Annotated in this window: 13 protein-coding genes; all 13 read left to right on the top strand. The window is 65.4% G+C overall.

Annotated elements, in window-relative coordinates; all coding sequences use genetic code 11:
- Positions 1–112: 112 nt before the first annotated feature.
- The 13 genes from E3T29_RS20700 to fusA all read left to right on the top strand — a co-directional run bounded on the left by E3T29_RS20700 (position 113) and on the right by fusA (position 13,280).
- Positions 113–565, top strand: a complete 453-nt coding sequence (locus E3T29_RS20700; protein WP_198417746.1) for a prepilin-type N-terminal cleavage/methylation domain-containing protein — start codon at positions 113–115, stop codon at positions 563–565.
- A gap of 150 nt (positions 566–715) precedes the next feature.
- Entirely contained in the window at positions 716–2,104 is a 1,389-nt protein-coding gene (locus E3T29_RS10470; protein WP_166789932.1) for a type II secretion system protein, read from the top strand.
- Positions 2,101–2,775 carry a type II secretion system protein J gene (locus tag E3T29_RS10465; RefSeq protein WP_166789931.1) on the top strand — a complete coding sequence of 225 codons (675 nt, stop codon included), beginning with the start codon at positions 2,101–2,103 and terminating at the stop codon, positions 2,773–2,775. Before E3T29_RS10470 ends, E3T29_RS10465 begins: the two co-directional genes overlap by 4 nt.
- Positions 2,772–4,583 carry a hypothetical protein gene (locus E3T29_RS10460; protein WP_241987756.1) on the top strand — a complete coding sequence of 604 codons (1,812 nt, stop codon included), beginning with the start codon at positions 2,772–2,774 and terminating at the stop codon, positions 4,581–4,583. Before E3T29_RS10465 ends, E3T29_RS10460 begins: the two co-directional genes overlap by 4 nt.
- Before the next feature lie 64 nt (positions 4,584–4,647).
- Positions 4,648–5,763 carry a type IV pilus assembly protein PilM gene (gene pilM / locus E3T29_RS10455; protein WP_134345350.1) on the top strand — a complete coding sequence of 372 codons (1,116 nt, stop codon included), beginning with the start codon at positions 4,648–4,650 and terminating at the stop codon, positions 5,761–5,763.
- On the top strand, positions 5,760–6,428 hold the full coding sequence (locus E3T29_RS10450) for a hypothetical protein (protein WP_134345349.1): 669 nt from the start codon (positions 5,760–5,762) through the stop codon (positions 6,426–6,428). The genes pilM and E3T29_RS10450 overlap by 4 nt, the downstream gene beginning before the upstream one ends.
- Positions 6,429–6,430: 2 nt before the next feature.
- Entirely contained in the window at positions 6,431–7,120 is a 690-nt protein-coding gene (locus E3T29_RS19660) for a hypothetical protein (protein WP_166789930.1), read from the top strand.
- Between the two features lie 87 nt (positions 7,121–7,207).
- Positions 7,208–8,311 (top strand): hypothetical protein, encoded by a 1,104-nt coding sequence (locus E3T29_RS10440; protein WP_134345347.1) that lies wholly within the window; start codon positions 7,208–7,210, stop codon positions 8,309–8,311.
- Positions 8,312–8,428: 117 nt separating this feature from the next.
- Positions 8,429–8,920, top strand: coding sequence for a DUF6121 family protein (locus E3T29_RS10435; protein ID WP_134345346.1), 492 nt, complete (start codon positions 8,429–8,431; stop codon positions 8,918–8,920).
- Positions 8,921–9,035: 115 nt separating this feature from the next.
- The gene (locus E3T29_RS10430) at positions 9,036–9,758 is read left to right on the top strand and encodes a spermidine/putrescine ABC transporter substrate-binding protein (RefSeq protein ID WP_134345345.1); all 723 of its coding nucleotides are present in this window, start codon (positions 9,036–9,038) and stop codon (positions 9,756–9,758) included.
- Positions 9,759–10,197: 439 nt separating this feature from the next.
- A complete protein-coding gene (rpsL, locus tag E3T29_RS10425; protein WP_035834602.1) occupies positions 10,198–10,572 on the top strand; it encodes a 30S ribosomal protein S12 in 375 nt (124 codons plus the stop codon).
- Complete coding sequence (gene rpsG / locus E3T29_RS10420) at positions 10,572–11,042, top strand: 30S ribosomal protein S7 (RefSeq protein ID WP_092107221.1); 471 nt, start codon at positions 10,572–10,574, stop codon at positions 11,040–11,042. Before rpsL ends, rpsG begins: the two co-directional genes overlap by 1 nt.
- A 123-nt stretch (positions 11,043–11,165) precedes the next feature.
- Entirely contained in the window at positions 11,166–13,280 is a 2,115-nt protein-coding gene (gene fusA, locus E3T29_RS10415; protein WP_092339447.1) for an elongation factor G, read from the top strand.
- Position 13,281 lies beyond the last annotated feature (1 nt).

Here is a 13,281-nt window from a genome sequence, read left to right as displayed (position 1 = left end):
AGCTCCGATCGCACCCTCGGTCGCACAGCTTCACCGCAGCACGTTTCACAGCATCACGAGTCCTTACCCGGCTCGCTCTCGTACGGCCCACTCCAACCCGAATGGACACACCATGATCACTCGCCTGCTCGCTTCCCTCAACCTGCGCCGCGCACGCTTCACCGAGAACCAGAGAGGGTTCACGTTGATCGAGCTGCTCGTCGTCGTGATCATCATCGGAATTCTCGCGGCCATCGCCATCCCGGTCTACCTGGGTGTGCAGAACAACGCCAAGGACGCCAGCGTGAAGAGCGACCTCGCCAACGCCAAGACCGCCATCATCGCCGTTCAGACCGAGACCGGCGCCATGCCGGCTACCGCCCTCGACATCTCGTCGATCGCCGGCGCCGCCAGCTACGGCTACACCAAGGGCCCGAACACGACGTCGATCAGCTACAAGAACCTCACGACGACGACGTTCTGCATCGGCGCCACGAGCTCGACTACGGCCAAGTACTACGTGACCGAGTCGCTCGGAATCACCAACAACGCCACCACCGCTGCACCCGCGACCTGCACCTGGTAGTCAGGCAGCGGATGCGCCGGCCTCGCCGCAAGCATCCGCTCAAAGCATCGCTTCACCGATGCACCGGCGTGAGCCGGGGCGGGCCTTCGGGTCCCCCTGGCCGCGCGGCTCCGTCTCACCCTCGACCTGATTCTCGCGAAGGAGGCTCATGTGAACACCCTGCTGCGTCACCTGGACCGCCGCCTCGCCACCAACAGCAATGCAGAGGCCGGCATCAGCCTCATCGAAGTGCTCGTCGCCATGCTGATCTTCGCCATCATCGCCGTCGGCGTTGGCTACGGCATCGTCACCTCGCTTTACCTCAGCAACGACGCCCGGTCCCGCGAATCCGCCGTGAACCTGGCCGCGCAGGAGATCGACCTGGCACGCTCGGCTCCCAACGTCTTCGAGGTTCTCGCCCGCACCTCCACCGTGGTGCAGAACGGTACTACTTTCAGTGTGCACCGCTCCACCGACTGGGAAACCTCCACCGGCGCCGACGGCAACTGCGGTTCCGGCGGCGGCCAGCTTCGTTACCGCCGCGTCAACGTCACCGTCACCTGGGACAGCATGCGCGCCACAACCCCCGTCGTACGTGCCGACAGCGCGCTCGCCCCGGGCAGCCGCATCAACGATCCGGCGCTCGGCACCATCCTCGTCTCCGTGCTCACCGCCTCCGGCAGCGGCGCCGCCGGCGTGGCCATTTCCGCCGTGCCGAACGCGGTGCCGAACGGTGCCCAAACTCTTTCTGTCGCCCCACCGGCAACGGATGCTCAGGGCTGCAGCTACCTGCTCAAGGTCAAGCCCGGCACCTACGACGTCACCGTCTCCTACCCCAACTTCGTGAATAAGGACCAGGCGACCACGTCGACCCAGACGGTCGGCGTTGCGGCCGGCGGGGCGGCATCCGTCGCCTTCGCCTACGACCTGGCCGGCATCGTCACCGCCCGCTACGGCACCAACGTCACGTCGGGCTCGACCCTGCTGCCGAGCAACCTGAGCACCACCTTTCGGAGCACCTATAAGCCCTACGTGGCCGTCAACGCGACCAATGCAAACGTGCAGACCTTTCGATTGCATCCGTTCGCTGCCGGCTACGAAGCCTTCGCCGGCAGTTTCATAGCGGCTACCCCGAGCACCCCCGGCTGTGTGTCGGTCGATCCGGCCGCCTGGACCACCCCGGCCGCCGACGGAGCGATCGGCACTGCGGTCGCGCCCGTGGCTACGCTGCCCGGCGGCGGCGCGAACGTCGACGTGCCGCTCGGCGCATTCACGGTGGCCGGCCTGGCCGGGCAATACCTGCTGGCCGTCTCACAGCCGGCCGGAGTTGCGGCCGGTGACCCCGGCTGTGCTCTCGGGACCACTTTTAGCTTCGGGCCGCTGCCCGCCGGGGCCTCGGCCCAACTCGGCCTCCCGTTCGGTTCATTCGCACTGTTCTCTGGTGCTTCCAGCGCCACGACAATGGCACCGGTCCCGGCGTCGAACCTGGCCCTGCTCACTCGCGGCAGCATTGCCGGTTCCGTCGTCACGCTGGACCCGCGCCTGGTCGTGGCCCCGTGACGCGCTGGCAGCTGCTGCGGGCAGGCAACAGGGAGAGCGGGCTCTCCCTCGTTGAACTGCTCGTCTCGATCGTGCTGCTCGGCGTGCTCCTGACCATGACCTCCGGACTGTACATTTCTGCGACCCGGTCGCTCGATCAGGCCAAGTCGCTCGGCAGTAATACCCGACAGGTGTCCAACGGTATGAACGAGGTGGCCCGGGTCATTCGCGCGGCCACGGCGAACCCCGTGGCGGGGCATCCGCTCACCGATCCAGCGCTCGAGCAAGCGACCGCGGAAGCGCTCACGCTGTACGCCTACGTCAACCTCGGCATGTCGGCGCAGCGACCGGTAAAGATCCAGCTGGCGGTCGACGCCGACCGGCGCCTGATCGAGACCCGGTGGGCCTCGATCGCGCTCGCCGGCGGATTCTTCACCTTCGAAACGACTCCCCAGTCGACGCGCATCGTCGCCGAGACCGTCGCGCCGAGTCGCACCGCGTTGTTTCGCTACCTGGACAGCGCCGGAGTGCCTGTGGCCAGCGCCGGTGCTTTCACGGCCACCGAGCTGCGCAGCATTGCCGCCATTTCGGTGAATCTCACCGTGCAGGCCAGCGTGACAGATTCCCGCAGCGCCGTCACCCTACAGAATACGGTCGGTATGCCCAACGTGGCTCTGGCGGCCCGGCCATGAGCGCACGGTGGAACGCGCGCGACTCCGCCTTCGTGCGCGCAGCTCGCGCGCGCCTCGGGCGCGGGCCGAATGAACCGGACGCCGCCTCCGAACGCGGCGCGGCGCTCGTCGTCGTGATCGGCCTCGGGCTGCTGCTGCTCACGCTCGTGGCTACCGCTATGACCTTCTCGGTCAGCGGCAGCCTCAAGGCCACGAGTGACCAAAACTGGAACGGCGCTATGGCCGCCGCCTATGCCGGGGTCGCCGAATACGAAAGCCGCCTGGCCAACGACAACACCTACTATCATTACGGCAACTCGGCCGCCGCCTTCAGCGCCGGAAGCACGCTGACCCCTCCCTCGGCGCCCAATCCCGCGTTCGCCGTGGGAGCGGCGGGCGGCTGGGGTAGCGTTGCCGGCAGCGGCAGCGGCGGCACGGCCAGCTACCGGTACGAGGTCGACAACTCCGCCTATTCCACCTCGGGCGTTCTGCGCATCCGCTCCACCGGCCGGGTGGGCACCGTCACCCGTAGCATCGTTGCCAACCTGCGCCAGGACGGGTTCATTGACTACCTCTATTTCACGATCTATGAGATTCAGGATCCGGAGCAGAGCGGCCTGACCGCCTGCGCCGATACCTATGCCTGGGCGGGTCGCTCAGTACCCTGTAGCGATATCGCCTTCGGCGGCGGCGACGTCCTCAACGGTCCGGCGCACTCCAACGACACCATCCGCATCTGTGATGCCACGTTCAACGGGCTGGTCACCACCGGCAGCCCGGGTCCGACCGGGTCGAATTACCTCAAACAGAACTCGAACGGCGGCGCCTGCTCCGGTCAAGTATTCAACGGCGGCCAGCCGACCACCAGTCCGGTCGTCGCGATGCCGGCTACCAACATGCAGCTCAAGCAGGAAACCCGAACCGACGCCGGTGTCGACGCTCCGGGCTGCCTGTACACCGGCCCGACCAGCATCGTGCTGAACAGCGATGGCACCATGACCATCCGTTCGCCCTGGACCAAAAAGACCCGCATCGTCGGGGACCCGGCGACGTCGGGCAGCACACCGGCGGCCTGCGGCCTTCCGGGAATGGCCAATGGCCAGCTCGGCTCGACGGCCGGCGCCACCGTCCCGGTGTTGAACGCGAACCTGATCTTCGTGCAAAGCGTTCCGGGCATCATCACTGATCCGAACTATACAAGCAGCACCGTCTGGCCGAGCGGCCAAAGCGCGGCCACCTGCTCCGTCGGCAACGGTATCGGCTTTCCCGTGACGCATGAAACCGCGCCAAGCCCCCGGTCCTATGACTGCCGCAAGGGCGATGCCTTCGTCAAGGGAACCCTGGACGGCACGATGACCATCGCCACCGACAACTTTCTCTACGTCACCGGCGACATCATTTATTCGGATGCCTCCACCGACGTGCTCGGGCTGGTCGCGCAGAATGCCATCTGGGTCTGGAACCCCTACTGCGACAGTACGCATGGGGTGATTTGCCCGGGGGTTGGCCTCGGTGCAGGCGGTGCCATCCTGCCGGACAATCGGCGCATCGACGCGGCCATGCTCTCGCTCGACCACACCATTCAGGTGCAGAACTACGACCGCGGCGGCGCGCAGGGAACGCTCACCATCAACGGTTCCCTCGCACAGAAGTACCGCGGGATCGTGCGCTCCGGCAGCAACGGCTACATCAAGAATTACATTTACGATCCGCGCTTTCGCTACATTGCGCCGCCCAAATTCCTCTCGCCAGTGTCGGCCCACTACAGCGTGAACCTGCTGGTTGAAGTGAGTTCGGCGTTCACCGCGCGGGGTGCGACGGTTCCGTAGTGACCGGCCGCGCCCAGCATCCACTCGTCAGTTCACCCGTCACTATATATAAGGAGCATTCCTCGTGGCCCAGAGCGTCGTAGGAATAGACATCGGCACCGCGCACCTTCGTGCCGTCGAGGTTCGAAACCCCGGCAAGAGCCGGCCCACCGTGCTGCGCTACCACGAGGTGCCGCTGCCGAGCGGCGCGGTGAGCGGCGGCGAGGTACTCGAACCGCACACCGTCGCTGCCGCGCTGAAAGCCCTGTGGTCGAGTGGCGGGTTTCGCTCCCGCCAGGTCGTACTCGGCATGGGAAACCAGCGGGTGCTGGCCCGCGACCTGAGCGTGCCCAAAATGTCGCTCGCCCGCATACGCCAGTCGCTTTCGTTCGAGGTGCAGGACCTGCTGCCGGTCCCCGTCGCTGACGCCCTGCTCGACTTCTATCCCATTTCGGAATCCACCACCGAACACGGCCCCACCGTGAACGGACTGCTCATCGCGGCGGTCAAGGCCGCGGTGGTCGCCAACGTGTCGGCGGCCCGGCTGGCGGGCCTGACCACGATCGACGTCGACCTGATTCCGTTCGCGGTCAGTCGCCTGCTGGTCACCCGACCTGGCATCGACGGCGTCGTCGCGGTGATCGACCTCGGTGCCACGACCACGAGCGTGGTCATCACTCGGCAGGGCGTGCCGCAGTTCGTGCGCATCATCCCCACGGGCGGCGACGACGTCACGCAGGGCGTCGCTGCCGGCCTGAAAACGGATGCCGCCACCGCCGACCTCCTCAAACGTCGCGTCGGCCTGTTGGCCCGCGCTGCCACCGACGCCCGTCACGGAACCCCCCGAAATGCGGTCCCGTTCGACGGGGTTGTAGAGGGCGGATCAGGCCCGATCGACACGCGCGGCGCCACCATCATCGCGGAGATCATGAACGATCAGCTCGGCAGCGTCGTCAACACCCTCAACTACTATGCCAACACGCGGCCCAGCGACCCGGTGACCGCGATCGTGCTCAGCGGTGGAGGAGCCCAGATGCCGGGGCTGCCGGAGGCCGTGTCGAAACTGACCCGCCTGGGGGTGTCCACCGGGGATCCGCTGTCGACGGTGGGGTTGGCATCCGCTATCGATGCCGAGGGGCTGCGTCACGACAGCTCCGCCTACACCGTGGCCCTCGGACTTGCGCTCGGGCGTGCAGCATGAGGCGCCATGCGAAAGACGACCTGCTGGTCATCGGCGGCGACCAGCGGGTGGACCTGCTCCCGCCCGAGGTGCGCGCCGAACGTCGTGGCCAGCAGCAACGTCGGCGGCTGACCGTCGGTGTGGTCGGGGTGGCGGTAGTCGTAGCCCTGCTGGTCGGTTCGGCGAGCGCTCTCGCGTACACGGCCCAGGCGAATCTGGCCGACGAGCAGGCCCGCACCGCGACCCTGCTGACCGAGCAGGGCCAATATTTTGCCGTGCGAACGCTGCAGAATCAGGTCACGCTCACCGAGGCGGCCCAGCGGGTGGGAGCTTCCACCGAGATCGACTGGAAGACCTACCTCGACGCCGTTCAGAACACCCTGCCGCCCAGCGTGACGATCACCAGCGTGCAGGTCGATTCGGCAACACCGCTCGCGGCCTACACCCAGGCGACGGCTCCATTGCAGGGATCACGGGTGGCCACGGTGTCGTTCACCGCCACGAGTACCGTGCTGCCTGACATTCCGGCGTGGCTGACCGCGCTCGGCGCCCTCGACGGGTTCGCCGATGCCCTTCCCGGCTCGGTCGCCCTCGATCAGACCACGGGCATTTACACGGTCACCATCTCCATGCACATCAACGACTCCGCGTTCGCACACCGTTTCGACCCGACCGAAAAGAAGTAGCCATGGACCATAACAAACTCTGGCTCATCGGCTCCGTGCTGGTGACGAGTGTCATCGTCGTGCTCGGCGCTGTGCTGGGCATTGCGCCCCAGCTGGAGAGCATGAATGCCGCCAACGCGAGCCGCACGGTCGTGCAGGCGACGAATGCCGAACACGTCGCGCTCCTGGCCCGGCTCAAGCACGACTTCAAGAACCTAGACGCTCTCACGAGCGAAGCGGATGCGCTCGCCGAGTCGGTTCCGAGCGGCTCGGCCATGCCGGCCCTGGTCGACCAGCTCGACGCCCAGGCTGTCGCCACCGGGCTCATGCTCACCGGGATGACCGTGACCGAGGCGGTGGCCTACGTTCCGGTTGTTCCGGTCGTCGCGGCTGCGCCCGCGGTAGATGCTGCGGCGGTTCCGGCTGCTGTTGCGGAGGTTCCAGTGGCTGTTCCGGCGGTGGCGCCCGCAGCCCCGGCCAGCAGCACGGCGATCACCGCAACGAACTTCGCCGCCTTTCCGATGCAGGTCACGGTCACGGGCAGCTACGCCGAGGTGCTCGATTTCGTCGCGGGTCTGCAATCCGGGAGCCGGTTGTTCCTCGTCGACGGACTGGGCACGGTCGCGGCTCCCGGACTGCCGGGCCTGGTGAACGCGACCATCTCGGGGCTGGTGTATTCGCTCGTGGCGCCGGCGGCAGCATCCACTGGATAATAGGGCGGCGCGCCGAGTCTCCGTGGCATTTGCTGTGCCCTTGGTACAGTAGAAGTCAGTCACGGCGAAGGCCACGAGGAGTTCAGCATGAGCGACAACACGCCAACCGACGGCAAGAAGAACCCGGAAACGGATGCTGCCGCAGCGCCCGATTCGAGCGCGCCCGAGCAAGATTCCACCGACCAGAGCGGTGCCGCCGAGCACGCCGCGGTCGTGGTCGAGCCAACGGCTTCGGTCGCCGAGCCCGTTCAGGAACCCATCGTCATCGACTATGACGCCATCAACGCCAACCTGAGCGCTGCCGAGCGCGCCGACGCCGTATCCGCTTCGGCCGACGCCCGCAACCTGGCCCCCATGTCAGCGGCCGCTCCGGTCGCGCCCCGCGATGCCGACGCACCGAGCCTTGCCGACGACTACTCCGACTCCTACACTCCCGCCGAAACGGTTCCGGCCACGAGCGCCGCCATTGAGTCAGAGCCGGCGTCGCCCGTCGTGCCGGTCGCGCTCGTCGTGGGAACGGCCGCCACCGCGGAGACGCCGATCGACTACTCCGTCGTCGAGGCCCCCCGTGACGTGCCGGTCTCGACCCCGCCGTCGTACACGCCCCCGGCCCAGTCGCCGATCTACGTGCAGGCACCCACCAAGCCCAAGGACCGCAGCAACCGGGGCGGCGGCATTCTGATCGCCCTGCTCGCCACGGTGGTTTTCGCGGTGCTGTACGCCGTCGCGGCGTTCATCATCATCGGCGTGACGAGCGCGACCATGGCCGTCACCGTGAGCACCTTCACGTCCTTCGTCGGGCTGCCGAGATTCTACATTCCGGTCATCTTCTTCTTCCTGGCCTATGCCGCCCTGATTGTGCTGGTCAACCGCGGCGGCTGGTGGGCTTACGTGCTGTTCGGTTTCTTCGTCGGCGTCGTGGTGTACTTCTCCTACATCGGCGGGGCTATGCTCGGCCTCGTGATCGACGGCCAGTCTGACGGCCTGACCCCGACCGAACTCAGCCGCATCGTATCGACCCTGTGGCTGAACCCCGGCGCCATCGCTGCCGGGCTCATCGCCCGCGAGGTGCCGATCTGGGCCGGAGCCTGGATCGCCCGCCGCGGACGCCGCGTCACCGCGAAGAACCTCGAGGCCCGCACCGAGTACGAGCGCCTGCTCGCCGACGGCCCCCAGGTCTCCCGCCCCTAGTTCCTTGCGGACGGGGCCCAGGCCCCGTCCCGGGGCCCAGTTTATAAACCGGGCACATGGCTCGGGCCCAGGCCCCGTTCGGCACCGGTAGCCGGCGGGCGGGCCTACGCTGGAGCCATGCGGGAATATCGAAAGTACGCGATCACCATGGCGGCCTTCTCGGTCGCCCTCTACGTTGCCGTCATCGTCGCGGCGTTCGGCGTGCTCAGCCTGCTGCTCAATCGTGACGTCATCAACGAAACGGATGCAGGCGCCCTCCTCGGCCCCATCATGGTCACCACAGCGGTCCTCGCGTTGGTCTGGGTCATGCTCAGCGCGGTGCTGCGCTCGCCCGAACGGCTGACGCAGGTTCCGCCGTTGCCGATCTTCATTGCCGGAGTCGCTGCCTACCTCGGCTATTGCGTCTCCGGGGGAGTGGTCTATAGCCTCGGCGCCGGCGAACTCTTTCGCGCGGTCATCTTCATCGGCGGCGAAATGGTGGGCCCGTTCGCGATCGCCGTCGCCGTGAGCGGCTGGCTCATCGCCTTTTTGTTCTTCGTGGTGCTGCTCGCCAAACCCGCTGGCTCCGGCGCTCCCGAGTGGCCCTGGGAGAAGAACGACGACAACTAGCGCGCTGATGGGGCGTTTCGTGACGTCTCGCGCGAGCGGCACTCTCAGCAGCCCCATTCATGGGGCCGATGTTGGCATCTCGCGTACGACCCGCGTACGAGTACCCTTATGCACTATGGATAGGTCCATCGAGTCGCGCGTCAACCACGAGGTTGAGAACTGGCTGCGTTGGATCACCCGGTGGCGTCCCGCAACGCACCGCGGACGTGCCCGCCTGTGCCGCCAATGCTTCGGATCCCCGATCATCGACTCCGCCGGACTCGCCGTCGACGTTCCCCACGTCGTTCAGCACGCCCTTTCCATGCGCATGAAGATCGTCATCGACGCCTCGGTCGACGAATATACCGAGCGCAATCTGCCGCTGCTCGCGCACGAGCTCAACCTGAGCGAGCGCCGCGAATCCGCCCAGGCCTATCGGCCGGCTGAGGGCCTCGAACCGGAGTTTCGCGGGCTCGATCTCGACCCGCAACCCGCAGCGGATGCCCCCTACCTCTTCACCTTCAGCGAACTCGCCGACCAGCAGCCCGCCGAACTTCAGCCGGCACCCCCGTCCTCGCCCGATGCCGCAGAGCAGGAACTCCAGCTCGAGCTCCCCGCCCCGGCACCGTTCGAACCGCTTCCGCCGCTCAGCCCCGAAGAGAAGGCCGCCCTGAAGGCCGAGATGGCCCTCGCTGACGAGTTCGCCACCCAGGTCGGCCTGCGGGTTTGCGCCCAGCTCGCCCAACAAAAGCCCCGCTTGCTCGCCGCAATCGCGGAGTTCGTCGAGCCCCAGGTGCAGGCCCTGCTGGCTGACCTCGAGAGCACCCTCGACTCGCCGCTGTGGCCGCGCAATCCCTAGCCGAGCCGCAGCATCCGTTCTCGGTCCGGGCCCACCTTGTGAACGTGGGCCCAGTCTATAAACTGGGCCCACGGACGGGGCCCGGGCCCCGTCCGCAGAGGGCCTGTTCTGACAGTGCTAAACGGGGAAAAGGGCCGCGCGGCGGCGGGCCTGACGCGGGGCGCAACCCATTTGACCATGGAGGCCCAGCCGGGCTAGAATTATCCGGTGTGCGCTTTGTCGTGCACCTGAATTATGCCCTCTTGAGAGCACAGGTGCGAGATTCCACACATGTAGGGCTGGTCAAAGACCACGCCCCCACGGCATACCCACCAAAACACGCGCGAGCAATCGTGTGGGTTCAAGCGGGTCCAGATGAACTCGATCCCACCCGTCAGGACAAGATCGAATGCTAACCATCACAAAGCTGTCACCGTGCAGCAATATCAAGGAGTAATTAGTGCCCACCATTCAGCAGTTGGTCAGGAAGGGCCGTAGCCCCAAGGTCACCAAGACCAAGGCTCCCGCCCTGAAGTCCAACCCGCAGCAGCGCGGCGTTTGCACCCGCGTCTACACCACCACCCCGAAGAAGCCGAACTCGGCTCTTCGCAAGGTCGCCCGCGTCAAGCTTTCCAACGGCACCGAGGTCACCGCCTACATTCCCGGCGAGGGCCACAACCTGCAGGAGCACTCCATGGTGCTCGTGCGCGGAGGCCGTGTTAAGGACCTCCCCGGTGTGCGTTACAAAATCATTCGCGGCGCACTGGACACCCAGGCCGTCAAGAACCGTAAGCAGGCCCGCAGCCGCTACGGCGCAAAGATGGAGAAGAAGTAATGCCCCGTAAAGGACCCGCTCCCAAGCGCCCTGTCATTGCCGACCCGGTTTACGGTGCCCCCATCGTCAGCCAGCTCGTCAACAAGATCCTTCTCGATGGCAAAAAGGGCCTCGCCGAGCGCATCGTTTACGATGCCCTCGCCGGAGTCTCCGCCAAGAACGAGCTGGATGCCGTCGTCACGCTGAAGAAGGCACTCGACAACGTTCGTCCGACCCTCGAGGTGCGTTCGCGCCGCGTCGGTGGTTCCACCTACCAGGTGCCCGTCGAAGTGAAGCCGCACCGCGCCAACACGTTGGCCCTTCGCTGGTTGACCAGCTACGCCAAGGCGCGTCGCGAGAAGACCATGACCGAGCGCCTCACCAACGAGATCCTCGACGCGAGCAACGGCCTCGGTGCCGCTGTCAAGCGTCGTGAAGACACTCACAAGATGGCTGAAGCGAACAAGGCCTTCGCGCACTACCGCTGGTAGTTAGAACCATCGAGCATTCCTGATCAGCAGGCAGGCGCGTGTCAAACACGCGCCTGCCTGCTGCTAAGCGGATGCTCAAGGCCTTGTTCCGCATTCCCACCCCTACCCTTCCGGAGGACCCCCGTGGCACTTGACGTGCTCACCGACCTGAGTAAGGTCCGCAATATCGGCATCATGGCTCACATTGATGCTGGCAAGACCACCACGACTGAGCGCATCCTGTTCTACACGGGTGTCAACCACAAGATCGGCGAGACCCACGACGGCGCCTCGACGATGGACTGGATGGCGCAGGAGCAGGAACGTGGCATCACGATCACCTCCGCTGCGACGACCTGTTTCTGGGACAACAACCAGATCAACATCATCGACACCCCCGGACACGTGGACTTCACCGTGGAGGTGGAGCGTTCGCTCCGCGTTCTCGACGGTGCTGTTGCCGTGTTCGACGGCAAGGAGGGCGTTGAGCCCCAGTCCGAAACCGTGTGGCGCCAGGCCGACAAGTACGACGTGCCCCGCATTTGCTTCGTCAACAAGATGGACAAGCTCGGCGCCGACTTCTACTTCACGGTCGACACCATCATCAAGCGCCTCGGCGCGAAGCCGCTGGTCATCCAGCTGCCGATCGGTGCAGAGTCTGAGTTCGAGGGTGTCGTTGACCTCGTTCAGATGCGCGCACTGACCTGGCGCGGCGACTCCAAGGGTGACGTGGAGATGGGCTCGAAGTACGCCATCGAAGAGATCCCCGCCGACCTCGTGGAGAAGGCTGCCGAGTACCGCAAGCTTCTGCTCGAGACCGTTGCCGAAACCGACGACGACCTCATGGAGCGTTACTTCGCCGGCGAAGAGCTGACGGTTGCCGAGATCAAGGGCGCCATCCGCAAGCTCACCATCAACAGTGAGATCTACCCGGTTCTGTGTGGTTCTGCGTTCAAGAACCGCGGCGTTCAGCCGATGCTCGACGCTGTCATCGATTACCTTCCGACGCCGCTCGACGTGCCTGCCATTGAGGCACACGACCCGCGCGACGAAGAAAAGGTCATCATGCGTCACCCCGACGCCGAGGAGCCCTTCACGGCGCTCGCGTTCAAGGTTGCGGTGCACCCGTTCTTCGGTCGCCTCACCTACGTGCGCGTGTACTCGGGCCGTCTCGACTCCGGAGCCCAGGTCATCAACTCGACCAAGGGTAAGAAGGAGCGCATCGGCAAGATCTTCCAGATGCACGCCAACAAGGAGAACCCGGTGGCCTTCGTGACCGCCGGTCACATCTACGCGGTCATCGGCCTCAAGGACACCACCACGGGCGACACCCTGTGCGACCCGAACGCCCAGGTCGTACTCGAGTCCATGACGTTCCCTGACCCGGTTATCGAGGTCGCTATCGAGCCGAAGACCAAGCAGGACCAGGAAAAACTGGGCCTTGCCATTCAGAAGCTCGCCGAAGAAGACCCCACTTTCCGTACCGAACAGAACCAGGAAACTGGCCAGACGGTAATCAAGGGAATGGGTGAACTTCACCTGGACATCCTGGTCGACCGCATGAAGCGTGAATTCAACGTTGAGGCGAACGTCGGCAAGCCCCAGGTGGCGTACCGCGAAACGATCCGCAAGGCCGTTGAGCGTCACGACTACACGCACAAGAAGCAGACCGGTGGATCCGGCCAGTTCGCGAAGATTCAGATCGCGATCGAACCGATGGAAATCACTGCTGAGAAGTCGTACGAGTTCCTCAACAAGGTCACCGGTGGTCGTATCCCGCGTGAGTACATCCCCTCGGTGGATGCTGGAATTCAGGATGCGCTCCGCGTAGGCATCCTGGCCGGCTACCCGATGGTGGGTGTTCGAGCCAGCCTGCTTGACGGCGCTGCGCACGACGTCGACTCCTCGGAGATGGCCTTCAAGATTGCCGGCTCGATGGGCTTCAAGGAAGCCGTTCGTAAGGCGAACCCCGTTCTGCTCGAGCCGCTGATGGCCGTCGAAGTTCGTACCCCTGAGGAATACATGGGTGACGTAATCGGCGACCTCAACTCGCGTCGTGGGCAGATCCAGACCATGGAGGATGCGCAGGGCGTGAAGGTAATTCGCGCACACGTTCCACTGTCGGAGATGTTCGGATACATCGGTGACCTGCGGTCGAAGACCAGCGGCCGTGCGGTGTACTCGATGACGTTCGAGAGCTATGCGGAGGTCCCGAAGGCAGTTGCCGACGAGATCATCAACAAGAACAAGGGCGAATAGC

Origin of the sequence: Cryobacterium sp. TMT1-66-1, from assembly GCF_004403435.1 — a bacterium.
GTDB lineage: Bacteria > Actinomycetota > Actinomycetes > Actinomycetales > Microbacteriaceae > Cryobacterium > Cryobacterium flavum.
This window is presented reverse-complemented; position numbering and strand designations above follow the sequence as displayed.